Genomic DNA, 24,621 nt, shown 5'->3' on the forward strand with positions numbered 1-24,621 from the left:
TGAAACCGCCTTCCCCAAGATGCAGACTGGCCTCACCTGAGCGCCTGTAACAGGGCGGGAAAGTGGCGCGAAGAGTCTTCCGCTGGAGCACATGTGGCATTGCCAGCAAACGTCAGGGGGAACGGGGCGGGGAAGGCCGACAGACTCACCGTCACCCTTCAGACGGGGGAGCCTTCACAGGCGCCAGGTGGGTGCCGGGTGCTGCGGGTGGTAGGTGCAGGTGGTGCCGGTGGAGATCGTCTGTCTGAGGTGGTCGGCCAGGGGCGGGTGGTCCTTGGCGATCTTGCGGAGGGCGTCGCGGATGCGGGCGCCTACCGCCTTGCGGGCGCGTTCCGCCTCGTCGCCGAGGCGGCGGGTGCGGCCCGCGAGGCCCGCGGCGGCGCGTAGCTCGTCCAACAGGGCCGCGCGTTCGCGGTCGTAGGCGGCGGCGCGGGTGTCGTCGCCGGTGGCGGTGGCGTGGTCGATCTCCTCGTCGAGGAGTTCGAGGCGGCGGCGGTACCGGGACTTGGCCTCGGCGTCCAGCACGGGGTCGCCGCCCAGGCGGTGGGCGGCTGCCAGCTCCTCGCCGCCCTCCGGGGCGAGGAGGCGTACGGCCGGGTGGTCCGTGCCGGGGGTGGCGAGGAGGGTGTGCAGGTCGCGCAGGCCCTTGGCGTCGGGGAAGTGCACGGTCCGGTCCGCGTACGTCAGCGTCCACACCCGGCCGTCGTAGCTGAACTCCGCACCAGTGGGGGCCGGCTTGGGCTGCGGGGGGCGGGGGGTCTCCCCGTCCAGCCGCATGCCCAGGCGGGCCGCTTCCGCCGCCGTTTCGCGGGCCAGCTTCTCCGCCGCCTCGTCGCCCCGCTCCCGCAGCGCCCGCGCCAGGCCGTGGCGGGCCAGCACCGACCAGGGGCGGGCCTGCATGACGTCCGCAGAGCGGCGGGCCGCGCGGAAGCCGTCCGCGGCCTCGGACCAGCGGGCCTGCGCCGCGTCGACCAGCGCCAGCCAGTAGTCGACGGGACCGCTCACGTCCCAGCCGTAGACCGCCACGAGCCACTGCCCGCGGTACGGCCACAGCGCGTCCCGTACCGCCGCGGCCAGCTCCGGGTCCCGCGTCGCGGCGGCCGTCTCCGCCTGGAGCCGCAGCCACAGGGGGAGGAAGCCGCGGTTCAACTGCTCGTCCGTCGGCGGGCCCTCGGCGATCAGCCGCAGCGCGGGCTCCGGGTCGCCGCGGCGCAGCTCCGTCAGCGCGTGCAGCGCGGCCGGGAAGCCGTGCCCGGCGACGGTGACCCTGGCCGCCGCCTCGGCCGCCTCCGCGTACCGGCCCTGGAGCATCCGGATCGTCCACCAGTGGTGGTCGAGCATCTCGACCCAGTGCTCGGCGTCGTTGTCCCGGCCCAGCTCGACGACGTACGCGAGGTGCCGCTCCGCGGCGTCGAAGTCGCCGCGCAGCGCCGTGACCAGGCTCTGGTCCATCTCCAGGGTGTGGCGGATGCTGGGCAGGTCGCTCCGCTCGGCGGCGTCGACGTAGCCGCGGTAGGTGTACGGAAAGCGCGGGTCGCCCAGCTCCAGCAGCGCCACCCAGCGCATCGCCACCGCCATGTGGCGCCCCGAGGGGTTGCCCGCCCGCTCGGCGAGCGTGATCAGCTCCTCCGTCAGCGCCAGCCGCTCGGCGGCCGTGCCCAGGCCCCAGATCGCGTTGTGCCGGGTCCACAGGCCGAAGCCCAGCTCCTCGTCGTCCTGGCCGCGGCGGGCGCTGACCGACAGGGCGATGCTCAGCTCCGCCGCCATCTGGTCGCCCGACAGCTCTATGTCAGTGGTGGGGCCGCCGGTCGGGGCGCCTGCCGGGCCGGCGGCCGGCTCCGGGCGGGCGCGGCGGGCCAGCGCGCGATGCGCCTCGTGCAGCAGCAGGCGGTTGGCTTCGACCTGGTCCCGGGGGATCGGCCCGCAGTACCCCTCGGCGCTGTAGACGCCGAGGGCGACGCGGGCCAGCAGCTCCGGGTCGCCCTGCTCCCGGGCGATGTGCACCGCGTCCTCGAACAGCGGCGCGGCGTCGGTCATCCGGCCCGCGTGCAGCAGCGAGCCGCCGAGGTCCAGCGCCGTGAGCGCCCGGCAGCGCGCCGACGCGCCGGCAGACCGCTCGTACGCCCGCCGGAGATGGCCGACGACCTCCTCGTACGCGAGCCGGCTGCCGGCGTCCTGCCCGGCGGCCCGCAGCAGCCCGACGGCCTGCTCTGCGGGCAGCTCGCCGCCCGCGGCCCAGGCGTGCCGGGCGCGGTCGGCGGGGAAGACCTTCTCGCTCAGCGCGGGCGCGGCGTCGAGGGCGCGGACGACGTCGGCGTGCCGGCGGCGGGCCTCGGCGGGGTCCAGCTCCTCGTACAGCGTCTCGCGCACCAGGTCGTGCCCGAAGGCGAACGTGCCCGCCCCCCGGCCGACGACGAGCCGGGCGGCGACGGCGGTCTCCAGCAGCCGGTCGACGTGCCCGGGCGGCTTGCCGACGGCGGCGGCCAGCACCTGGCGGTGGAACTCGCGGCCGAGCACCGCGGCGGCGACCAGCAGCTCGGCGACCGGCGCCGGCAGCAGCCGCACGCGGTGCCGCAGCGCGTCACGCACGCCGGGCGGCACGGCGTCCGCGGCGGCGCCGCCGGCCCACAGGCGGGCGGTCTGCTCGATGAAGAACGGGTTGCCCCCGGTGCGCCGGTGCACCTCGGCGGCCAGCGCCTCGTCCGGGTCGCGGCCGGCGGTACGGGCCATGAGCCGGGCCGTACCGGCGCGGTCGAGGCCGGTGAGCGTGAGGGTGGTGGCCTTGGCGACCAGCGGCGCGATCTGGTCGCGCAGCGGGTGGCCGGGGGTGTCGACCTCGGCGTCCCGGTACGTGCCGATGAGCAGCAGCCGCTCGAACCAGGTGTGCTGCGCGGCGAACTCCAGCAGGCGCAGGGAGGCGGGGTCCGCCCAGTGCAGGTCGTCGAGGACGACGATGACGGGGCGGGTGTGCGAGACGGCGACCAGGGCGGTGGTGACGGCGTCGGCGAGGTGGAAGCCGTCGGCGTAGGGCCCCGTGCTTGCAGGGGCTCTTCCGGGGGTGGCGGCCTGCGGGTCGGGTGCCGCTGCGGGGTCGGTCCCGCGGTGCTGCGTGCCGTCGTCCCGTACGTCGTCGGGCGCGCCGTGCTCGTGCCTCCCGGCCGCGGCCGGCTCCTCGCCGAGCAGCACCTCAAGACCGCCGCCCGCCGCCTCGCGCGCCTCCGCCCACTCCGCCGCCGGCACACCGCGCCGCAGCGCCCGTACGACCTGGACCCAGGGCCAGTACCCCGGGGCGCTCTCCGACGCCCAGCACGAGCCGCCGAGCACCAGCGTCCCCCGCCGTCTCGCGTCCGCCACCACGGCCGTGACCAGCGACGTCTTGCCGATGCCCGGCTCTCCCGTGACCAGCACGAGGCCCCCGTGGCTGTCCGCGGCCCGGTCGGCCTCGGCGCGGAGTACGCCCGCGGGGTGGTCCCGTCCGATGAGTGCAGCAGTCATGTCCCCAGCACCATGACATGCGCCTCTGACAGTCAGGCAGCCCTTTTCCCCGAATCCGCCGCTACGTGCCTGGTCAGCGCATGCGCGGCTACTCGGGGGAATGGCCCGGGGCACGAGGGGTGTTACGCTGACATCAGCACTGAGCCGCGCCCGCAGATCGGCGCCCGTGCTTCTCCACCCGCTCGCTCCGGTTCTCCGTCGAGTCGCTGACTGACGCCGAGCGAGGTCGTACCACCTCTTTCAGTGGCCGCGCGTGTCCAAGCCGCGCCTCTGCCGCACATCCCACACACCTCTTGGAACCGCGACACCGTCCTCGAAAGGACCGTGCATGACTACTACGACACCCGCCACAGCAGCGCCCCAGCCTGCCACCGCCGTCCGGGCCACGTCCGAACTCACCGCGGTCGCCGGGGTGTTCGAGCCGGTGGGCAACCACGGCTTCCTGCGCGTCGGCGGCCTCCAGCCGGGCGACGACGACGTCCAGGTGCCGGCGAACCTCGTACGCCGCTTCGGCCTCCGCAAGGGCGACCTCGTGGAGGGCGGCGTGCTGCCGGCCGGCGGCTCCGCCGCACACTCCGGTTCCGGCTCAAACGCCGGCTCCGGTTCAGGTTCCGGCAAGCGCCGCGACCGCGGCACCGCGGCCGACCGGCGGTCGAAGGCCCCCGCCCTCGCCCGAGTCGACCGCGTCGCCGGGCTCGACCCCGCCGACGCCGCCCGCCGCCCCCGCTTCGCCGACCTCATCCCCCTCCACCCCACCGAGCGGCTGCGCCTGGAGACCCGAGCCGGCCGCCTCACCAACCGCGTCGTCGACCTCCTCGCCCCCGTCGGCAAGGGCCAGCGCGGGCTGATCGTCGCCCCGCCCAAGACCGGCAAGACGATCCTGCTCCAGCACCTCGCCGACGCCATCGCCGTCAACCACCCCGAGTGCCACCTGATGGTCGTCCTCCTCGACGAACGCCCCGAGGAAGTCACCGACATGCAGCGCTCCGTACGCGCCGAGGTGATCTCCTCCACCTTCGACCGCCCCGCCCGCGAGCACGTCGCCGTCGCCGAGATGGCGATCGAGCGCGCCAAGCGGATGGTCGAGGCCGGGCAGGACGTCGTGATCCTGCTGGACTCGCTGACCCGGCTGTGCCGCGCCGCCAACAACAGCGCCGGCGCCGGCGGCCGTACCCTCAGCGGCGGCGTGGACGCCTCCGCGCTGCTGATCCCCAAGAAGCTCTTCGGCGCCGCCCGCAACATCGAGGACGGCGGCTCGCTGACGATCCTGGCCTCCGCGCTCGTCGAGACCGGCTCCCGCGCCGACGACTACTACTTCGAGGAGCTGAAGAGCACCGGCAACATGGAGCTGCGCCTGAGCCGCGCCCTCGCCGAACGGCGCATCTTCCCCGCCGTGGACGTGCACGCCTCCGGCACCCGCCGCGAGGAACTCCTCGCCGCCCCCGGCGAGGTCGCACTGCTGCACCGGCTCCGCCGGGTGCTCGGCGACCGCGACACCGTGCAGAGCATGGAGCTGCTGCTGGAGCGGATGAAGGCCAGCGGCGGCAACGCGGAGTTCCTGCTGCGCCTGGGGCGTACGACACCGGCGTGACGCGGGTGGGGCGCGCGGGCGTACGGAGCGGGGTGTGCGCCCGGTTCGTACGACGTGAACGCCCCGCGCCGCGCCGTGTGACTCCCGCTGAGCCCGCTGGCCCCGCTGAGCCCGCTGGCCCCGCTATGCCGCGTCCGGCAGCCCGCTCGGGCCGTTCCCCTCCGCCTCCACCTCGCGCTCCTCCTGCGCCGAGGTCTCCGGCCGGACCAGCGTGCACACCAGCTCGCCGCTGTCGCTGTCCACGTCCGCCAGCACCGTGTCCCCGGGCCGTACCGACCCGTCCAGCAGCAGGTTCGCGATCCGGTTGTCCAGCTCCCGCTGGAGCGTGCGCCGCAGCGGCCGGGCGCCGAACTCCGGCTGGTGGCCGAGCGCGACGAGCCGCTTCTTCGCCGCGTCCGTCACCTCCAGGCCGACCTCCTGGGCGCGCAGCCGCCGCCGGCTGCGGTCCAGCAGCAGGTCCACCACCGAGGCGAGGTCGTCGGCCGTCAGCCCGTGGAAGATGATGACCTCGTCGATGCGGTTGAGGAATTCCGGCAGGAAGCGGGCGCGCAGGTCCTCCATCAGCTCGTCTCTGATCTCGTCGACCCGCCCCTTGTGCGCGAGGATCCGCTGCGCCCCGATGTTCGACGTCATGATGACGACGGTGTTGCGGAAGTCGACCGTCCGCCCCTGCGCGTCCGTCAGCCGCCCGTCCTCCAGCACCTGGAGCAGCGCCGAGAAGACGTCCGGGTGCGCCTTCTCGATCTCGTCGAAGAGCAGCACGCTGTACGGGCGTCTGCGTACCTTCTCCGTCAACTGCCCGGCCTCCTCGTAGCCGACGTAGCCGGGCGGGGCGCCCAGCAGCCGGGAGACCGTGTGCCGCTCCTGGAACTCGCTCATGTCGAAGCGGACCATCCGGCTCTCGTCGCCGAACAGCAGCTCCGCCAGCGCCTTCGCCAGCTCCGTCTTGCCCACGCCGGTGGGGCCGAGGAAGAGGAACGAGCCCGTCGGCCGGTCCGGGTCGCTCATGCCGGCCCGCCCGCGGCGTACCGCCTCGGCGACCGCCACCACCGCCTCGTCCTGCCCGACGATCCGCTCGTGCAGCGCGTCCTCCAGCTTCAGCAGTTTGTCCTTCTCGCTCTCCGTCAACTGCGCGACGGGGATGCCCGTCGAGCGCGACAGCACCCCGGCGATGTCGTCCGCGGTCACCTCCATCACGCCCTCGCGCCGCTCCTCGACGCCCGCCAGCTCCGCCTCCGCCTCGGCGATCCGCTCTTTGAGCTGCGACGCCTTCTCGTACCTCTCGGCCGCGACCGCCTCGTCCTTCTCCCGGCGCAGCTTCGCGAGCCGGTCCTCGCGGTCGACGACCTCGGTGCTGCGGCCCATCGAGCGCAGCCGTACGCGCGCGCCCGCCTGGTCGACGAGGTCGATGGCCTTGTCGGGCAGGAAGCGGTCGGAGACGTAGCGGTCGGACAGCTCGGCGGCGGCGGCCAGCGCCTCGTCGGTGAGGCGGACCTGGTGGTGCGCCTCGTACGAGTCCCGCAGCCCCTCCAGGATCTGCACGGTCTCCGCGACCGTCGGCTCCGGCACCAGCACCGGCTGGAAGCGGCGCTCCAGCGCGGCGTCCTTCTCCACGTGCCTGCGGTACTCGTCGATCGTCGTCGCGCCGACGACGTGCAGCTCGCCGCGGGCGAGCGCGGGCTTGAGCATGTTGCCCGCGTCCATCGCGCCCTCGCCCCCGGAACCGGCGCCGACGACGGTGTGCAGCTCGTCGATGAAGAGGACCGTGCTGCTCTCGGTGCTCTTCACCTCCTCGATGACCTTCTTCAGCCGCTCCTCGAACTCGCCGCGGTACTTCGAGCCCGCGACAAGACCGGCCAGGTCCAGGCCCACGACGCGCCTGCCGGCGAGCGTCTGCGGCACGTCGCCCGACTCGATGCGCTGCGCCAGGCCCTCGACGATGGCGGTCTTGCCGACGCCGGGTTCGCCGATGAGCACGGGGTTGTTCTTGGTGCGGCGGGAGAGGATCTCGACGGTCTGCTCGATCTCCCCGGCGCGCCCCACCACGGGGTCGAGCCGGCCGGCGCGCGCCTCGGCGGTGATGTCGCGGCCGTACTCGTCCAGGGTCGGGGTCTCGCTCCGCGGCTGCTGTCCGGGCTGCCCCTGCACGCCGGGCCGGCCCTGGGTGCCGGGCCAGCCCTGCGTGCCGGGCCGGCCGGGGGCGGGGGCGTGGCTCGCGGTGGCGGCTTCGGCGGTGCGGCGCAGCCGGTCGGTGTCCGTGCCGTACGCGCCGAGCAGCCGGGCGGCGCCGGCGTCCGGGTCGTCGAGGAGGGCGCCGAGGATGTGCTCGGGGCCGATGTACGAGGTGCCGTGGGCCTGCGAACGCGCCACCGCACCCCGCAGCACCCGCTTCGCGGCCGGCGTCAGCTCCGGCTCCGACGACGCGGTGCGCCCCTCCCCCGGCAGCGCCTCCGCGATGGCGCGGGCCAGCTCGTCGGGGTCGGCCCCGGCCTGGGCGAGGACGGAGCGGGCGGGGTCCACCTGGGTGCAGGCCCACAGGAGGTGCTCGGTGTCGAGGTCGACGCTGCCGTCCTCCTCGGCGCGGCGCTGGGCGCGGCCGATCAGCTCGCGCGCGGAGTCGGTGAGGAGACGGCCGATGGGCACGCGCTGGACGGCGGGGGGCGAGGTGGCGGGGGACATGCCGAAGAACCGGTTGAGCAGCTCGGAGAACGGGTCGGAGGAGCCGTAGGGGCCGAGGGGGGTCAGGGACATGGGGGAGTCTCCGCGGCGGTGGGTGGGGTGGTGCGTGGGCCTCACTTCACTGAAACAAGAGCGACGGAAGCGCGCAAACGGTACGAAAGGGGGGTGGGGGGTTCGCTCGGACGGTTGCCGGGGGTCGGTCTGCTGGGGCCCGGTGGTCTGCCCGGGTGCGGTGTCGGGCTGCCCGGGTGCCGGCTCGGGGCGGCGGCTCGGGGGTGCTGTCTCGGGGCAGCGGCTCGGGGCGGCGGTGGGGTCAGGCCCCCGCGGGCTCGGTCCGTTCTGCCTGCTCGGCCCGCTTCCGGCGGCGGTGGGCGGCGACGCGCGTACGGGAGGCGCAGGCCGTGGAGCAGTAGCGGCGGGCGCTGCCGGGGCCGGTGCCGAGATAGAGGACGGTGCAGTCGGGGGCGGCGCACTCGCCCCAGGGCGGCTGCCCGTACTCGGTGAGGAGCTGTGCCAGCGCGAGGGCGCCGGAGGCGAGGAACCAGTCGGCCCAGCCGGCGTCGTCGCCGCGGTCCACGTGCAGGTGCCAGGGGTGGTCGCCGTGCCGGGAGAGCCGGGGCCGGGCGCCGCACTCCGCGAACACGTCGTTGAGCGCGGCGGCGGCGCGGTCCGGGTCGGGCTCGGTGAGCACGGCCGTCATCCGCCGGGCGGCGCCGCGCAGCGCGTCGGCGTCGGCGTCGGTGAAGGCGCCGGGCGCGAGATCGGCGGGCGTCTCGCCGTGGGCGGCGAGAAGCCGGGCGAGGTCGGCGCGGGGAGTGGCCGGGTCGCGGCGGACGGCGTTGGCGACGTCCAGGAGGCGCTGGGCGGGGCGGAATCCGTGGGCCGCGGAGGGCGGCGGCGGGGGCATCGGGGCTCCTGGGGTGGGCGGGGTGGTGGGTCCAGGGTAGTGGTAACGTCTTGATGCAATAAGCCGTTACGGAGGGTGCTGCTCTGCGGGGTGGGCGAGCGAGGGCGGGAGCGGTGCTCTTTTCCGAGAGCGGTGCTCTTTTCCGAGATCGGTGTTCCGCACCGAGATCGGTGCTCTGCGCCGAGATCGGCGCTCTGTGCCGAGACCGCTGCTCTGTGCCGAGACCGCTGCTCTGTGCCGAGACCGGCACTCTGCACCGAGAGCGACGCTCCGCGACGAGATCGATGCTCTGCATCGAGAGCGGTGCTCTCGCGGGTGAGCGGTGATCGCAAACGTGAGCAGCCGTCAGACGGGAGAGGTGGGGCGCATGGGGCAGGGGTTGCGGCGGTACCTGGCCACCGCCACCTGTGCACGCTTCGCCGACGACGGCATGGCCGTCGCCGTCACGCTGCTCGCCCTCCACCGGACCGGCAGCGCCGCGCAGGGCGCGGCGGTGCTCGCGGCGTGGATGGCGCCGCACGCGGTCGCCGCCCCGCTGACGGGGGCGCTGGCCGCGCGGGCGCGGGGCGCGGGTGCGGTGTTCCACGGAGCCGCGCTCTGCGTCTTCGCCGCGGCGATCGCGGGCGTCGCGCTCACCCTCGGCCGCGCGCCGGTGCCGGTGGTGCTCGCGGTGGCGGCGCTGGGCGGCTGCTGCGGGCCGATGGTCACCGGCGGCCTGTCGAGCCTGCTCGCGGGCCTGGTCCCGGACTCGGGCGCCCGCGCCCGCGCGTACGCCCTGGACGCGGCCGCGTACAACGCGGCGGGCATCGCCGCCCCGGCGGCGGTGACGACGACGGCGGGCGTGTGGGGAGCGGGCCCGGCGACGGCGGCCCTGGCGGCGTCGGCGGCGGGCGCGGCAGCCCTGGCGACGACCCTGCGGATACCGCGGCCGGCCGGCGAGGGCCCCGAGCCCGCCGGTGGGCGACCCGGGCCGCGGGGCCGCCGCTGGCGGCTGCGCACCCATGCCGCCCCACGCGCCACCGAGTCGGGTTCCGCTGAGCCACGTGCTGCCGAGTCGCGTAGCGCCGGGGCATGCGGTGCCACCCCGGGCCCCGACCGCCGCATCCGCCACCTGCCCCTTCGCCGTCCCCGCCCCCGGCTCCCCCGCTGGCGGGAACTCCTCGGCGGGCTCGGGGTGTTGTGGCGGGTGCCCGAGTTGCGGGGGATCACCGCCGCCACCTCCCTCGCCTTCGTCGGCGTCGGCGGGCTCGCTCCCGCCGCCGTGCTGCTCGCCGACGAACGCGGCTATCCCGGCGGCGGCGGTGTGCTGCTCACCGTGCTGGCCGCCGGGGCGCTCCTCGGGTCGCTGGCCGCCGCGCGGCGGGCACCCGGGCTGTCGGACGTGGGGCTGGCCGCCGCCTGCCTCGTCGGTACCGGGGTGGCGCTGTTCGGCGCCGCCGCCGCGGCCCCGTACCCGCTGTGCGTGGCGCTGTTCGCCCTCGCCGGGCTCTGCGACGGGCCGCTGCTCGCCGCCACGCTGCGGATCCGCGCCGACCACGCGCCGCCCGACGTCCGCACCCAGGTCTTCACTCTCGGCGCCGGGCTCAAGACCACCGCTGGCGCGGCCGGTGCGGCGCTCACCGCCGCCGCCGCGTCCGCGCTCTCGCCCGCCGCACTCCTCGCCGCTCTCGCCGCGCTCCAACTCGCCGGCGCCACGCTGCTGCGCGGCACACCCCGTCGCTGAGCGGGTCGGTGCGGTGCGCGCGGCCTCCGACGCGTCCAGCCGGGGTACGGGGGCGCACCCCCCGTACCCCGGCTGGCGGGTTGACCGGGTCAGCCCTGGAGCGTGCCGCGGTACTCGACGGGGCCCTCACCGGGGAACTGTGCGGTCCCCGAGAAACGGCTGCCGCTGTCGAAGAACGTGACGGAGCCGTTGCCCGCGTCGCCGCTCCAGGTCACGGTCGTCCCCGTCGCGGGAGGTGCGTCCGCCGGGACGACCTCGCCGCGGTTCGCGATGCTGAGCGACAGCGGCTGGTCCCCCTGCCAGCCGCCGCCTCCGGTGTGGATCTCGGTGTCGTAGACAGCCATGGGCTCATCCTTCCTACGCCGATGAACGGGCGCCGACTCGCACGCCCCCGCGCGGCTCCTTCCCTCCGGTGCGGGCGACGGCCGCGGATGCGGGTGTACCGGTGGAGGAAACCGCCCGGGGGAGGGAGTCCCTGGACACGGAAGCGAGCCCGCCGCGCCGTCCCCCGCGCCGTCCGCCCCCCGGACCCGTACGCACAGCGCAGCGCCTGCGCACCGCTCAGCAGTCGGACGGTGCCGGCCGGTCCGCCAGCCGGTCCTCCAGCCACCCGTACGCCGCCGGGTACGACGCCACCGCGCCGCCCACGTGCGTCGGCGCGACGTTCGTCGAGAAGTCCACCGTCGCGCCCCGCGCGCACCAGTCCGCGACCAGGTTCCGCCCGACCCCGTACGGGATCACGTCGTCGAGCATGCTGTGCGAGACGAACACCGGGACCTCCGGCTTCCGTACGCCGATCCGCTGGTCCTCGGCGACCTCGCGCCACGGCGACTCGCTCATGTAGTCGGTGATCGGCCGGCCGTCGGCGGTCAGCGTCTTCGACTGCAGGAAGGGGTAGCTCAGGATGGCCTCTGCCGTGCACATCTCCGCCGCCTCGGCCATGACCTGCCGGCCGCGGTCGTTGAGGTACGGGTCGAGGTCGACACCGGAGCCCTCGGCGAGGCCGGCGACGGCGAAGCTGAGGAAGGCGGCGTACAGCGAGCCGTCGAGGTTGCGGCCGACCGCGGCGAGGTCCGCGGGGACGGCGCCCGCCGCGACGCCCTTGACGTCGAGGTCCGGGGCGTAGGAGCGGGCGAGTTCGGCTGCGGAGGCGGCTGCGCCGCCGCCCTGGGAGTAGCCGTAGACGGCGACGGGGCCGTCGTCGGGGAGGTCCGCGGCGGGCAGGCGCTGCGCGGCGCGTACGGAGTCGAGGACGGCCTGGCCCTGGACGGCGCGGTTCATGTACGTGTGCAGGCCGGGGGTGCCCAGGCCCTCGTAGTCGGTCATGGCGACGGCGTAGCCGCGGGCGAGGAGGCCCTTGACGAACAGGCCCTCGTACTCGGTGCCGTTGGCGAGCTGGCGCGACGGCGCGCACGGGTCGCCGAGGCCCTGGGTGCCGGCGGCGTACCCGATGACGGGCCGCTCGCCGGGTCCGGACCAGGCGGACCTGGGGGTGATGACGGTGCCGGTGACGGCGACGGGCGCGCCCTGGCCGTCGGTGGAGCGGTACATGACGCGCTGGACGTTCGCGTCGACCTTCAGGGTCTTGAGCGGGTCGAGGTAGTAGACGGACGGTTCGGAGCGGATGACGTCGCCGTTGTCCGCGGGGAGCGCGGCGGGCGGCTCGTAGAACGGCGGGCGCTCCTCCGCCGCGGCGGCGGTGAGCGGGAGGGCGACGGTGGCGGCGAGGGCCGCCGCGGTGGTGCCGGCGAGCGTGCCGAAGGCACGCCGGAGGGTACGGCCATGCATTGCGGTCAACTCCCAACAGAAGTTACTGACTTGTCAGTAAAGAAGCGCGCTTTCCGCGAACATGTCAACCCTCTGTGCGGGTGCGGTCCGCGCCGCCGGCCCCGTACCCGTACGACCCGGCACGACCCGCACGACCCGGCACGGCCCGGGAAAACCAGGCCGGATGTCGTACATCCATCCGGCCCGCCCGCGAGTCGTGAGAGGGAGCGGCGCAGCCGCCGCGACATCCGGAGCATCGGAGCAACTGACTTGATATCAACAGAAAACAGCGTCCGCCCGCGCCGCCCGGGCACCCGGTTCCGCAAGGCGACCGCCGGGGTCGTGGCCGCGGGGGCGCTGCTGGCCGTGGCCCCGATGGCCTCCCCGGCGAGCGCGGCCGAGGCCGCCGCCGCGCCCACCGTCTCCGCCAAGGGCGCGTTCCTGATCAACGGGTCGGGCACGAAGGTCTTCGCCAAGGGGGCCGACACCAAGCGGCAGATCGCCAGCACCACGAAGATCATGACCGCGCGCGTGGTGCTCAGCCAGCCGAACCTGGACCTGGACAAAAAGGTCACCATCAAGCAGGCGTACCGCGACTACGTCGTCAACAAGGGCGCCAGCACCGCCGATCTGAAGACCGGCGACAAGGTCGCCGTCGGCACGCTGCTGTACGCGATGATGCTCCCCTCCGGCTGCGACGCCGCGTACGCGCTGGCCGACACGTACGGCTCGGGCGACACGCGCGCGGCGCGGGTGAAGAACTTCATCAAGAAGATGAACGCCAAGGCCGACTTCCTGGGGATGACGAACACCCACTTCGACTCGTTCGACGGCATCTCCAGCACCGGGGAGAACTACTCGACGCCGCGGGACATGGCGAAGCTGGCGAAGAGCGCGTACAACTACTCCAGCAAGTTCCGCGAGATCATCGCCAAGACGAAGGCCGTGCGCTACGCCACCGCGAGCAACGGCAACCGGCGCACGTACACCTGGTACAACACCAACCAGCTCCTCGGCTCCTACAGCGGCGCCAACGGCATGAAGACCGGCACCACCACCCCGGCCGGGCCGTGCCTGGTCTTCACCGCCAAGCGCGACGGCAAGACGTACATCGGCGTGGTCCTCAACGCCAGCGACCGCTACAAGGACGCGGCGAAGCTCCTGGACTACGGCTTCGGCAGCAGCACGGCGAGCACGATGCAGCTCCGTCAGCTCCCGGAGGGCGCCCAGCGGGACTGACCTGTCCGTCCGAAGGTCCGTAAGGCGTACGGCACATGAGGGCCGGTCCGCGCGAGCGCGCGGGCCGGCCCTCGTGCCGCTCAGGCGAACGGGTCTCAGGCGAACGGACCTCAGGCGACCAGGTCTCAGTGGCCAGGTCTCAGGTGAACAGGTCTCAGGTGAACAGGTCCAGCGGCACCGCCGCCGCCATCGCCTCCATCCCCGCGTCGTTCGGGTGCAGCCCGTCGCCGCTGTCGTACGCCGCCAGCAGCCGGCTCGGCTGCGCCGGGTCGAGGGTGACCGCGTCGAAGTCGATCACGCCGTCGTACTCCCCGGCGGTGCGGATCCAGTCGTTGAGCGTCTCGCGCATCGCGTCCCGCTCCGGGGTGTACATGCCGAGGGAGTTGCCCTCCATCGGCAGGACCGTCGCGCCGTGGATGCGCAGGCCGCGGGCGTGGGCCTGGCGGATGAGGTCGCGGTGGCCGGCGATGAGTTCTGCGGCCGTGACCTCCTCGTCGACGGGGGCGGCGAGGCCGGGGTGGCCGAGGTCGTTGACGCCGATGAGCACGATGACGTGCCGGGCGGCGGGCTGGTCCAGTACGTCGCGGGCGAACCGGCGGATGCCGGCCTCGCCGTAGTACGGGGCGGAGGTCTCGGCGGGGGAGCCGGGCGGCGGGTTGGGGTCGCGCAGGAGGCGGTTGCCGCCGATGCCGGTGTTGAGGACGCCGGTGCCGGTGCGCCCGGCCTCGTCGCGGAGGCGGCGGGCGAAGTGGTCGGGCCAGCGGCGGTTGGCGCCGACAGTGGTGTTGGAGCCGTTGGTGATGGAGTCGCCGAAGGCGACGATCGCCTGGCGGGCACCGGTGCCGGTGCCGCCGTCCGTCCCCGGCACGGCGCCGGCGACGGCGACCCCGGCGAGGAAGTACCAGTACGTGGCGGAGCGTTGGGGTTCGACGGCCGGCTTCGCGGCGACGTTGCCGGCGGCGACGTAGTTGCGCTGGAACGCCGACCTGTGCACCGTGTCGGCCGGCGTCGCCTGCGGCAGGTAGACGCTGATGGCGAGGTTCGCCGCGGCCGGTACGTCCAGCGACACCGGGTCGCTCCACCGCCGGGTGCCGGGCGCCAGCGTCACGGACGTACGGCCGCCGAAGAGCACGGGGCGGTCGGTGCCGGGGACGACGGCGGTGCCGTCGCCGGGGACGGAGAGCGCGACGCGGGCCTCGCCGACGACGAGGGGCTCGGTGCCGTACTGGTTGGTGAGGCGGATACGCAGTGCGCGTCCGCCGGTGCTGGTGTGGACGACCTGGCGCAGGGTCTGGTCGGCGAAGGCGGTGGCGTCGGCCGCCGGCACCGTCGTCTCGGCGGTGGCCCACGTGCCGGTCCAGGCCCGGCCCGCCGCGCCGCCGGCCTCCGCGGCGGAGGCGGCGGGGGTGGTGAGCAGTTGCCACGTACCGGCGAGGACGGGGGTGGCGGCGACCGCCGCGGCGGCGCGGCCGAGGCTGCGTCTGCTGAGGCCGCTGCGGCTGCTGGAGTCGCGGGGGCTGCTGGGGCTGCTGGGGCCGCCGGGTCTGCCGGGGCCGCCGGGTCTGCCGGGGCCTCGGACGACGGCATGGTCGGGTGGCGGGGTGGCTTCTTCGGGCACGTGCGTACCTCCGGCTCGGCGGTCGGAGCACGCCCGGCGGTCCGCCGCCGAGGGCGGCCGGTCCGGCTGCCCGACCGGGCTGAGAAACCAGACGGGAGGAAGGTACGGCTGCTCAGGAACGGCGGTCAACGGGGCCTGAGGGGCGTTCAGTTGCTTCGGGCCACCGTTGCAGAAAGCCCTTGCTGGTGAGGGCCGTGGACGGGCGGGCCGATCCTCGGGGTATTTGTTGGTCTAGACCTTGACAGGTCCAGACCAAGGGGCTTTGCTCCGTCATGCCACGTACATACCGCGCACACCCCCACCGACAGGATGTGATGTCGTGTCAGCCACACATGTGCACGTGCGCCTGCACCGCAGCATCGGCAGACGGATCCGGGGCCTCGTCGCCGCCCTCGCCGCGGCGGCCGTCCTCGCCGTGCTCGTCCCCCTCGCCACCGCCGCCCCCGCCAGCGCCGCCGCCTGCGCGGCCGGCTGGAGCAGCGGCGCCGTCTACACCCAGGGCAACGTCGTCTCGCACAACGGGCACAACTGGCAGGCCAAGTGGTGGACCCAGGGCGAGGAGCCCGGCACCACCGGGGAGTGGGGCGTCTGGGCCGACCAGGGCACCTGCGGGGGCGATGACCCCGGACCGGGGCCCGGCCCCGGGGAGTTCGTGACGGAGGCCCAGTTCAACCAGATGTTCCCGAACCGGAACTCCTTCTACACGTACAGCGGCCTCACCACCGCCATGCAGTCCTACCCCGCCTTCGCCAACACCGGTGACGACACCACCAAGGCCCGCGAAGCCGCCGCCTTCCTCGCCAACGTCAGCCACGAGACCGGCGGCCTCGTGTACGTCGTCGAGCAGAACCAGTCCAACTACCCGCACTACTGCGACGCCACCCAGCCCTACGGCTGCCCCGCCGGCCAGGCCGCGTACTACGGCCGCGGGCCCATCCAGCTCAGCTGGAACTTCAACTACAAGGCCGCCGGCGACGCGCTCGGCCTCGACCTGCTCACCAACCCCTGGCGGGTGGAGCGGGAGCCGGCCGTGGCCTGGCAGACCGGCCTGTGGTACTGGATGACCCAGTCCGGCCCCGGCACCATGTCCGGCCACACGGCGATGACCACCGGCGCGGGCTTCGGTGAGTCGATCCGCTCGATCAACGGTGCCCTGGAGTGCGACGGCGGCAACCCCGCGCAGGTCCAGAGCCGTATCAACAACTACCTGCGCTTCACGGAGATCCTCGGCGTCACCCCGGGCGACCGGCTGAGCTGCTGACCCCGGCCCCACCCCGAGAACGGCGGGCCCGCACACCCCCACGGCGGGCCCGCCGCGCGGGCGCCGGGGGTGCGGAGGGCGGCTCAGCCCGCCGCGCCCCCGTCCGCCGCGTGGTGCGACGCGAGCCTCACCCGGTTCCTGGTGGATGTGAAAGCTGGACCGAGGCATCGTAGAGCCGGCACAGGAAGTCACAGATCAGCAGTTCTTGCCAACGGGCGCCGGACCGCAGCACCCGGTTCGCGTGCATGTGCAGGAACGTGCTCGCCAGTACGGGCAGGGGCCGGGTGAGCCGTCCCTGTTCTGCCTCGGTGCGCAGGCGTTCGGCCAAGGGGCGGACGGCGCGGGACCGGGCCGCCAGTGAGGAATGTGGGGGTGTCGCTGCCGTGCCGGGCTCCAGCAGTGCCCACAGCCCGGCGCGTTCCGCGCGGTAGCGCGCACCGAGCCTGCGCCGGGACTGGCCGTCCAGTGCGAACTCCACGCTCAGCCGGTCGCGCGCGGCCCCCACCACGGCACGTTTGCCGGCCGGGGTGAGGCCGAAGTCGGTCAGCAGCCGGTCCCAGCCGGCAAGCACCGTGCGCCAGCGGTCGTCGGGAGGCACGGAGCCGACGATGGCCAGGGCAGCATCGCTGTCCGCGTGGAAGAGCCGTTCCGCGAGGCGGACGGCGCCGCCGTAGCGCTCGATCTCCCGCTCGTACGTGTCCAGTTGCAGCGTTCGGACCAGCCCGTCGCCCCCCGTTCCGGCCACCGCGTCGTGCAGCAGCGGCAGCACCTCGTTCAGCAGGCGGGAGGGTTCGCCCTGCATACGCAGCCGGATGTGCCAGTCGGGGTCCGAGTAGCGGACGAAGAACCACTGCCTCACGGCTCCGCTGTCCCGGAGGCGGGCAACGAGCGGACGTACGGTCCGCCGCAGCACGGTGTCCGCCCCGGCGGTGCCCGTGTACAGCTTGGCGTAGAGCCACTCCGAGCCCGGGCGGAAGGTGCGCTGGACGGCAGGCGCCGGCAGCGGTACGCGTGCGGGCGGCACGGAGGGAGGGCTCAGGCCGTGCAGGCGTGGTCTCCGTGCGCAGGAACGGAAGCACGATCTCGTGCACGTAACGGCCCTCGGGCCCGGTGACCAGCGCCTGGTCGGGGTCGTGGAACGACTCCACCAGCGAAAGGCCCGAGCGGTTCCGGGCCAGGTGCGCCAGCGTCTCCACGCACAGCACGTTGTCGAGATCGAGCGGCAGGAGGTGGTCCCCCTCGGCCACGACCGCCCAGGAACGCTCCCATATTTCGTGCGACGTGGGGGCGTTTGCAAGCCGGACATGCGGAATTACTTCGGCGGGGGAGCCGGTGCGAAGCACTCCTTACGCCACATGCGCGAATGCGGCCGACCTCGGACGGAGCCCCACCGGGCTCCGACGAGAGCGGCGATGCCCCCCCGAGTGCCAGTCCCGAAGTGCCAGCCCCGAAGCGCGCCCTGGGCGACGATTACGGCCGCACCGAGTGGACGCCACGGGGACAAACTCCCGGTAACCCTCAAGCCAAATACGCACAAGTCGCCCACGCGACCCGAGTTTCGCCCCTCTGCGCGCACCCGCATGAGTGCCTGGGCGCGAATCAGTGCTCAATGGGTCGTTAGCCTCGGGACATGAGTGACTTTGTGCAGGTCTACACGGCGACGGAGACCCGGGAAGCAGCCGTGGCGCTCGGCCGGAGCGCGACGCAGGCGCGGTTGGCGGCTGGCGTGCAGGTGGTCGGCCCCGTGGTCTCGCTGTTCTGGCATCTGGGGGAGTTCGGCGAGGGTGAGGAATGGCAGGTGATCTTCAAGACCACGGCGGACCGCTACAGGGAGCTTGAAACGCACCTGCTGGAGCACCACCCGTGGGACAACCCGGAGATCATGGCTGTCCCGATTGTCGCCGGGGCGCAGGGGTGCCTGGACTGGGTACGTCAGTCGGTGGCAGAGGAACGAGGCAACGGATCGGCCTGAGTTATGCGGCCCGGCGCAGCACCTCGGCGACGGCCTCCAGCGACCGGTGAGGGTGCAAGAGGGTCAAGAAGGTGCGGGCGCGCTGCCGGGGACGGACGGAGCCGACTCCAGCCGAGAGATCGATCGCCCTGCCGATCACCTTCGCAGACTGCTCGACCTCCCCGGCGTCCAGATAGGCGTGCGCGAGCCAGGAGAGGTAGAGAGCCTTGTCGCGGGCGTGTGCGTCGTCGAAGTCGGCAAGCGCGGCTTCGAGTTCGGGTACGGCGCGCAGCGGGCGGCGCAGCTCCGTCCAGCAGCGGCCCTTCATGATCTGCAATTCACGCCCGTCGACCCATGATGCCCACTCGGGCCCCGGGTCGTTGGCGCTGCTGTTCAGAGCGTCCTCTGCCTGAGCGAGTGCGTGTTCCGTCTCTTTCGCCTCTCCGGCACGGGCGTGAGCCCAGGCCCGGCGCTCGTACAGCAGACCTCGGACGGTGGGCGGCACCTCGGATCCCGCGGCCTCCCACGACGCGACCGCAGTTGCGACTGTTCTGGGCGGGGCGGACACACGCCACATCTACCGCGCCGAGCTGGACGGCACAGTGCGCCTGATGCACCGCGCCAGTTACCCGGAGGCGACCGGAAGGCAGTTGCTGAGGATTGTCGCCGAACAAGCGCAGCAGGCGGGTTGGGCCGCATTCGATGCCGGAGACCAGCGGGAGGCGTCCGCCCTCTACCGGCGAGCGCACGAGGCTGCCAGAGAGGCGAAGGACACGGCCCTTGAAGGCAATGCCCTTGCCTTCCTCGCGTATCAGCAGGTGAGTAGCGCAGCGTCGGGATCAGCAGCCATCCGTCCCCGGAGTGTACCCATCATGGGTATCCCCCTCGCTGGGAATCGAGATCGGTACCTCTTCACCCATCCTGTCGGTCATGCGGCTTCAGCAGCTGAACACGGACGAACACGCGGTGATGACGTGGCAGTGGCGTCGGCATCCGCGGTGTGTGGCGCTGGCGCGGGCGCAGTTGCGTAAGGCATTGGCCCGGTGGGGGCTGGGTGGGATCGAGGGGCCGGCTGTGCTGGTGGTCTCGGAGTTGGTCACGAATGCCGTCGTTCATGCGTGTGTGCCGCCGGGGCGGGAGGTGGCGACGCGGTTTGTCCGGTTGGCGGGTGGGGTGCGTATCGAGGTGGATGACGCCTCCGGCGGGCATCCGGTGCCGCGTGTGCCGGATGACTCCGGCGGTTTCGGGCTGCACTTGGTTGAGGAGTTCGCGGACCGGTGGGGGGGTGTCGGAGCGTGCGGTCGGCAAGACGGTGTGGGCGGTGGTGGTCGAGCCGGCGTGCGCGCGGGGCGATCCTGCTGAGGATGTGCCGCACGTCACCGAGTCGGGTGGGAGAGACCCGTACATCGATACCGAGGAGGGATGCACGATGATCACGGCTGATGACGGAGGACACGGTGGTAACCCCGCCCCGATCCAGCCGCCGGCGCCGCCGCCCCCGCCGTCCCCGGACAGCGGCCCGCCGCCCGGTGATGGAGGCCATCGCAAGTGAAGTGCGCGAGCTGCGAGGTGCGGCCCGGCTGGGAGGAGTTGGGCCGCGCCCTGATCGACTGCCGGGCTATGGCTTCCGAGTGGGCGCCTGCGTGGCCGCCGTCGACCGCGCGTCCTTCCTGCCTGACTGGATCTGGCCGTACGACCACGTCACCGGCACGACCCGCGACGCTGTTTCGCGCGCCGTCGACCCGCGGCTGTGGATCCACTACGCCGACAGCGACGCGGCGATCGTCACCCAGTGGGACGACGGCGCGTACACCGGCCGCGCCGCCGGCACCGTAGCGACCAGTTCGTCGTCGCAGCCGTCGCTGGTGATGGCGATGCTCCGCGACCTCGAAGTCGAGCCGGGCATGCGGGTGCTGGAGATAGGCACCGGCACCGGCTGGACCGCCGGTCTGCTCACGCACCGACTGGGCGGCAAGAACGTCGTGACCATCGACGTTGACGCGGAGGTGGCCGAGGCTGCCCGGAGGCGGCTGTCCGGGGCCGGGCCGCGGCCCGCCGTCTTCGCCCGTGACGGGCTGGAAGGCGACCCGTCCGGTGCGCCGTACGATCGGATCGTGGCGACCTGCGGACTGCGTGCCATCCCGTCCGCGTGGATCGGACAGGTCAAGCCGGGTGGGATCATTCTCGCGCCCTATGGCACCCGCTACAGCAACCAGGATGCCTTGGTGAAGCTGATCGTGGCCGCCGACGGCACGTCTGCGTCCGGCGACTTCCGGCGGCCGGCGGAGTTCATGAAGGCCCGTGCGCAGCGCGGCCAGTGGCCCGAGCACGCGGATTACGTGCCCGATCCCTGGCCCTCTGGCGTGCGCGAGTCGAGTACCGACCTGAGCCCCCAGGATCTGACCGCCGGGGCCTTTGTACTCGGCCTCGTAGTACCAGCCGCGACGCACACCGTGACCCGTCGGCCGGACGGCCGCGTGGACGCCTGGTTCTACAGCCTGGCCGAGAGGGATCGCTCGTGGGCCGCGGTGTCGTGGAGCGCGAACGGCGGGCTGGGCCGGGTCTGCCAGCACGGCAAGCGGGAGCTGTGGACGGAGGTCGAATTCGGCCTGGACTGGTGGAACAGCCAGGACCGTCCCCCCAGCGACTGCTTCGGACTGACCGTCGATGCGACCGACGGTGAACACCTGGCATGGCTGGACCGCCCGGACCACGCCGTGCCCCGCAGGGGGTGAACTAACGCGAGGAAGGAGCTGATGACCATGTGCCCTGCCGAGCTGGTGACCTCTGCCCCGTCCCGAGGACGGCGGGCCCGCCCTCCGGACGGGCCCGCCGTGCGGGGCCGCGGATCAGCCCGCCGCTTCCCCGGCGTCCGCCGCGTCCCCGTCCGCGAGTTCCTCGTGCAGGCCCTCCAGTGCCGTGGTGTCGTCCTCCGTGCCCGTGTGCGGTGCGCTGAACCAGCGGGCGTACTCGTCGAGTTCGGAGAGCCGCCAGTCCAGTGCGAAGAGCTCCAGCATCTCCGGGTCGGGCTCCAGTGCGTCCCGCAGGGCCGGTGGGACGTCGGCGTAGTCGCGTTCGCGTGGGGCCAGGGACAGCGATTCCCAGTCGACGAAGCGCAGGCCGTCGGGGGTGAGGAGCTGGTTGGCGTGGTGCGGTTCGCCATGGGTGGGGACCCATGAAGCGCGGCGGGTGCGGGCGGTGCCGGCGAGGCGGAGGCAGCGGTCCGTCCAGCGGGCGATGGCCTCGCCGTGTGCGGCGAGGGCGGTGCGCGCCTCCTCGGCGAGCGGGCCTGACGTCCAGGGCTCTGCGGTACGGGCCCGCAGGCCGGCCGCGAACCCGGGGCCCACGCGCGGCGCCCATTCCGGCAGCCCCGGCGCCAGGCCGGCGGTGCCGTGCAGGGCACGCAGGGCGCGTACGACCTGGGCCGCGTGTGCCGGTTCCGCCGCTTCCGCCTCCGTCGGCGTACGGCCCTCGACCCACGGCGTGACGCTCAACGCCCCGTCCCCGAACGGCACCGTGAACCGCGATCCGGGTCCTGACGGCAGCGGTGCGCACACCGGCTCCAGCCCCGCCGCCGCCAGCGCCGCCGCCCCCGCGTACGCCGCCTCCAGCGACGCCGCCGTGTGCCGCGGCGCCAGCGCGTCCAGCGTCGCGAACAGCACCGTCCCGCCGCCCGCCACCCGCCAGTGGTGCGCCCCGAACCCCCACGGCAGGTGCTCCGCCTGCTCCGCGCCGGGCAGCCAGTGCTCGGCGACGGCCTTCAGGACGTCCTGGTCGGTCACGGATGCGGGCGGCGTCAGCATGGCACCGATCGTACGGATCACCCGCCCCGCGGGCGGCCCCGGGCTACGGCCGGATCGTCCGGCCCCGCGCCGTGCCCTCCACGGCCTCCGCGTACGCACGGGCCACCTCGGCGACGGGCGTGCCGTCGGCAGGGTCCATGCCCAGGCGCTCCAGGGTCTCCCGGATCCACCCCGGGCTGATGACGTTGATCCGCAGACTCCGCGGCATCTCGTCGGCCGCGTTGCGCACGAAGCCCTCCAGGCCGGCGTTGACGAGCGCCCCCAGCGACCCGCCGGCCAGCGGAGCGGAGAAGGTGCCGCCGGTCAGCGTGACGGAACCGCCCTCCCGGAGCCGGCGCACCGCCCGGCGGGCCAGCGCGACCTGTCCGAGGAGCTTTGCCTGCAGGCCCGCGGCGAACTCGTCGTCGGTCACCGACGCCAGGTCCACCAGCGGGCCGCTGGCCGCGCAGCACACCACCGCATCGAGGTCCGGCACGTCGTCGAAGAGCCTGTCCAGGGTGGCGGGGTCGGCCAGATCCACCGTCACCGGGCCGTTGCGCGACGCCCTCACGACGTCGTGGGAAGCCTCCTCCAGCACGCCCGCCACCGCGCTGCCGATCGTTCCGGTCGCTCCGATCACCACGATCTTCATGCGTCGATCATCTCAACTGCCCACCGACAGCGCGCCCGCTGGTACGCCGTGCCCGTACCTCCCTCACATTCCGCGGGGCTGTTCCGTCAGTAGGAGTGAACAAGGGAGAAGCCACCATGAGCAACAAAGTCGATTTCACCCTGATGTACGCGATGCACGACGCGCTCCGCCGCGACCTGGAGCACATCGCGGGCGCGGCAGCACGCGCCGGCGACGACCCGAAGAAGATCCTCGCCACCGCGGGCGGCTGGGAGCTGTTCAAGAAGATCCTGCACATCCACCACACCTCCGAGGACGAGGCCCTGTGGCCGCCGCTCCGCGAGGCGCTGGAGACCCGCCCCGACGACCTCGCGGTCGTGGACGCGATGGAGGACGAGCACGCGCAGATAGACCCCCTCCTCGACGCGGTCGACGCCGCACTGGTCGACCGCGAGAGCGGCCCGGAGCGGCTCGCCGGGCTGGCCGACGAGCTGGCCGTGAAGCTCAAGGGGCACCTCACGCACGAGGAGGACGTCACGCTGCCGCTGATCGAACGCACTCTGACGATGCCGCAGTTGCAGAACTTCGGCGCGGTGCACGCCGCCAAGGGCGCCGCCGACGGGCCGGTGCTGACGGCGTGGATGCTGGAGGGCGCGGACGAGAAGATGTCGGCCGCGGTGCTGGGGATCCTGCCGGACCCGGTCAAGGCGGCCTACGCCGCCGAGTGGCGGCCGGCGTTCCTGGCGAAGGACTGGTGGGGCAAGGGCGCCTGAGCGCGTCGTCCGTGGCCGTACGGACCGCACGAGTCCGGTCCGTACGGCCCTGTTTTCAGGAAATTCATCGGGTGCCGTCACATTCGACGGCCCGCCGCGGTCATTATCTGGACGGAGGTGTCGCCGAGAGGACTCGACCAGATGGACGAACACGACTGGCTGGCCGAACGATTCGAGACCGACCGCCTTGGCCTGCGCCCCCTGGCCTACCGGCTGCTCGACCCGGCGGACCCGGCCGAGGGGTCCGGTGCGGCCGGCGGGGGGAGCTGGACGAGGCTCAGCCGCGCGGACCGCGCCGGCTCGGACGACCTCGACGGCTGCCTGCGCACGACGGTCGCGCAGGTCACGCTGCACCTGCTCCGGTCCCGTACGGCCGTGGAAGCACCCGGCAAGAACCCGCTCCCGGTGGTGCATGCCGGCTCCGTACACCTGGTGCTGCAGGTCGTACTCGACGCGCTGACGCCGCCGGAGCGGCTGGCGTACGCGCTGCAGGACATGTTCGCGGCGTCGTTCGAGGAGGTCGCGGCGCTGGCGGCGCGGACGACCCGGCAACTGGCCGGCAGCGCCCACGGGCCGGGCGCGGCGCCCGACGAAGGGGCCGGCGGGGGCGGCGCGGGCGGCTGCGAACGGACCCCGTACGGCAGCGCCCCGAACCTCGCGGCGCAGACGGGCGCGGACATCGCGGGCGCGTTCCTGGCGGCGGCCCGCGGGGGCGACTTCGAGGCGATGCTGACGGCACTGGACCCGAACCGCCGGGACCACGGCGCCCACCCGCCGCAGCCGCCGACACCCCCGAACGGCCGGAACCCGGCCGGCCCTCCGGACGACACCGCCCCTCAGCCGGCCCCTGCCGAACGCCGCGGCGGCGACGCCGTCATCGGCACCACGGAGGTCCGCGGCCCGGAGTCCGTCACCCGCGTCTGCACGGTACGCACCTGGGCCCCGATCCCCGCCCTGATCGATGGCGCCGCGGGCCTGGTCTGGCTCCGCAACGGCCTGCCCCAGCTCGCCTTCCGCTTCACGGTCCAGGACGGCGAGATCACCGCCACGGAACTGGAAACCGACCTGGCGGACCTCAGCATCGTGTACTAGACCGCCCCGGCCCGCAGCCGGGAGCGGCAGGAGTGGCGTGACACCCCGGGGGAAGGTGCCACGCCACTCGGTCTGTGCGCCCCCTCGGCCTCCGCTACGGCCCGCCCGGCGG

19 protein-coding genes are annotated in these 24,621 nt (G+C 73.7%); 9 read left to right on the forward strand and 10 right to left on the reverse strand.

The features are described from left to right. Positions 1 to 174 precede the first annotated feature (174 nt). Positions 175 to 3,495, reverse strand: coding sequence for an AAA family ATPase (locus tag B124_RS13725; protein WP_496503077.1), 3,321 nt, complete (start codon positions 3,493 to 3,495; stop codon positions 175 to 177). 328 nt (positions 3,496 to 3,823) lie between these two features. On the opposite strand from B124_RS13725, the gene rho reads away from it, so the two are divergent. Then, positions 3,824 to 5,086, forward strand: coding sequence for a transcription termination factor Rho (gene rho, locus B124_RS13730; RefSeq protein ID WP_496503078.1), 1,263 nt, complete (start codon positions 3,824 to 3,826; stop codon positions 5,084 to 5,086). A gap of 123 nt (positions 5,087 to 5,209) precedes the next feature. Here the strand turns inward: rho and B124_RS13735 are convergent, their stop codons facing one another. Both B124_RS13735 and B124_RS13740 read right to left on the reverse strand, forming a co-directional pair. Continuing rightward, positions 5,210 to 7,837: an ATP-dependent Clp protease ATP-binding subunit gene (locus B124_RS13735; protein ID WP_496503079.1), complete on the reverse strand. Its 2,628-nt coding sequence runs from the start codon at positions 7,835 to 7,837 to the stop codon at positions 5,210 to 5,212. A 241-nt stretch (positions 7,838 to 8,078) separates the two neighbouring features. Further along, positions 8,079 to 8,672, reverse strand: coding sequence for a CGNR zinc finger domain-containing protein (locus tag B124_RS13740; RefSeq protein WP_496503080.1), 594 nt, complete (start codon positions 8,670 to 8,672; stop codon positions 8,079 to 8,081). Between the two features lie 367 nt (positions 8,673 to 9,039). On the opposite strand from B124_RS13740, the gene B124_RS13745 reads away from it, so the two are divergent. Further along, complete coding sequence (locus tag B124_RS13745; RefSeq protein WP_496503081.1) at positions 9,040 to 10,395, forward strand: MFS transporter; 1,356 nt, start codon at positions 9,040 to 9,042, stop codon at positions 10,393 to 10,395. 89 nt (positions 10,396 to 10,484) lie between these two features. Here the strand turns inward: B124_RS13745 and B124_RS13750 are convergent, their stop codons facing one another. After that, positions 10,485 to 10,739: a hypothetical protein gene (locus tag B124_RS13750; RefSeq protein ID WP_496503082.1), complete on the reverse strand. Its 255-nt coding sequence runs from the start codon at positions 10,737 to 10,739 to the stop codon at positions 10,485 to 10,487. A gap of 217 nt (positions 10,740 to 10,956) precedes the next feature. Continuing rightward, entirely contained in the window at positions 10,957 to 12,183 is a 1,227-nt protein-coding gene (locus tag B124_RS13755; RefSeq protein ID WP_496503083.1) for a lipase family protein, read from the reverse strand. A gap of 354 nt (positions 12,184 to 12,537) precedes the next feature. Here B124_RS13755 and B124_RS13760 point away from each other — a divergent pair, with 354 nt between their 5' ends. Then, positions 12,538 to 13,401 carry a D-alanyl-D-alanine carboxypeptidase family protein gene (locus B124_RS13760; RefSeq protein WP_496503171.1) on the forward strand — a complete coding sequence of 288 codons (864 nt, stop codon included), beginning with the start codon at positions 12,538 to 12,540 and terminating at the stop codon, positions 13,399 to 13,401. A gap of 154 nt (positions 13,402 to 13,555) precedes the next feature. Here the strand turns inward: B124_RS13760 and B124_RS13765 are convergent, their stop codons facing one another. Continuing rightward, positions 13,556 to 15,019 (reverse strand): SGNH/GDSL hydrolase family protein, encoded by a 1,464-nt coding sequence (locus B124_RS13765; protein WP_496503084.1) that lies wholly within the window; start codon positions 15,017 to 15,019, stop codon positions 13,556 to 13,558. A gap of 358 nt (positions 15,020 to 15,377) precedes the next feature. On the opposite strand from B124_RS13765, the gene B124_RS13770 reads away from it, so the two are divergent. Next, positions 15,378 to 16,280 carry a glycoside hydrolase family 19 protein gene (locus B124_RS13770; RefSeq protein ID WP_496503172.1) on the forward strand — a complete coding sequence of 301 codons (903 nt, stop codon included), beginning with the start codon at positions 15,378 to 15,380 and terminating at the stop codon, positions 16,278 to 16,280. A 127-nt stretch (positions 16,281 to 16,407) separates the two neighbouring features. On the opposite strand, the gene B124_RS13775 is transcribed toward B124_RS13770, so the two are convergent. Next, a complete protein-coding gene (locus B124_RS13775) occupies positions 16,408 to 17,304 on the reverse strand; it encodes a thiopeptide-type bacteriocin biosynthesis protein (protein WP_496503085.1) in 897 nt (298 codons plus the stop codon). A gap of 606 nt (positions 17,305 to 17,910) precedes the next feature. Here B124_RS13775 and cutA point away from each other — a divergent pair. Then, positions 17,911 to 18,252: a divalent-cation tolerance protein CutA gene (cutA, locus tag B124_RS13780; protein ID WP_496503086.1), complete on the forward strand. Its 342-nt coding sequence runs from the start codon at positions 17,911 to 17,913 to the stop codon at positions 18,250 to 18,252. Position 18,253: 1 nt separating this feature from the next. On the opposite strand, the gene B124_RS13785 is transcribed toward cutA, so the two are convergent. Continuing rightward, positions 18,254 to 18,808: an NsdA family TPR-like regulatory protein gene (locus B124_RS13785; RefSeq protein ID WP_496503087.1), complete on the reverse strand. Its 555-nt coding sequence runs from the start codon at positions 18,806 to 18,808 to the stop codon at positions 18,254 to 18,256. A gap of 353 nt (positions 18,809 to 19,161) precedes the next feature. Here B124_RS13785 and B124_RS13790 point away from each other — a divergent pair, with 353 nt between their 5' ends. Next, positions 19,162 to 19,593, forward strand: a complete 432-nt coding sequence (locus B124_RS13790) for an ATP-binding protein (RefSeq protein WP_496503088.1) — start codon at positions 19,162 to 19,164, stop codon at positions 19,591 to 19,593. A gap of 281 nt (positions 19,594 to 19,874) precedes the next feature. Further along, positions 19,875 to 20,966: a methyltransferase domain-containing protein gene (locus B124_RS13795; protein WP_496503089.1), complete on the forward strand. Its 1,092-nt coding sequence runs from the start codon at positions 19,875 to 19,877 to the stop codon at positions 20,964 to 20,966. Between the two features lie 114 nt (positions 20,967 to 21,080). Here B124_RS13795 and B124_RS13800 read toward each other — a convergent pair whose 3' ends face one another. Beyond that, positions 21,081 to 22,034, reverse strand: coding sequence for an aminoglycoside phosphotransferase (locus B124_RS13800; protein WP_496503090.1), 954 nt, complete (start codon positions 22,032 to 22,034; stop codon positions 21,081 to 21,083). A 43-nt stretch (positions 22,035 to 22,077) separates the two neighbouring features. Then, complete coding sequence (locus tag B124_RS13805) at positions 22,078 to 22,665, reverse strand: short chain dehydrogenase (RefSeq protein ID WP_496503091.1); 588 nt, start codon at positions 22,663 to 22,665, stop codon at positions 22,078 to 22,080. 116 nt (positions 22,666 to 22,781) lie between these two features. Here B124_RS13805 and B124_RS13810 point away from each other — a divergent pair, with 116 nt between their 5' ends. Next, positions 22,782 to 23,417 carry a hemerythrin domain-containing protein gene (locus tag B124_RS13810; RefSeq protein ID WP_496503092.1) on the forward strand — a complete coding sequence of 212 codons (636 nt, stop codon included), beginning with the start codon at positions 22,782 to 22,784 and terminating at the stop codon, positions 23,415 to 23,417. Between the two features lie 141 nt (positions 23,418 to 23,558). Continuing rightward, positions 23,559 to 24,509, forward strand: a complete 951-nt coding sequence (locus B124_RS13815; protein ID WP_496503093.1) for a sigma-70 family RNA polymerase sigma factor family protein — start codon at positions 23,559 to 23,561, stop codon at positions 24,507 to 24,509. Positions 24,510 to 24,621 lie beyond the last annotated feature (112 nt).

The sequence above is a fragment of the Streptomyces sp. CNP082 genome, from assembly GCF_059570535.1.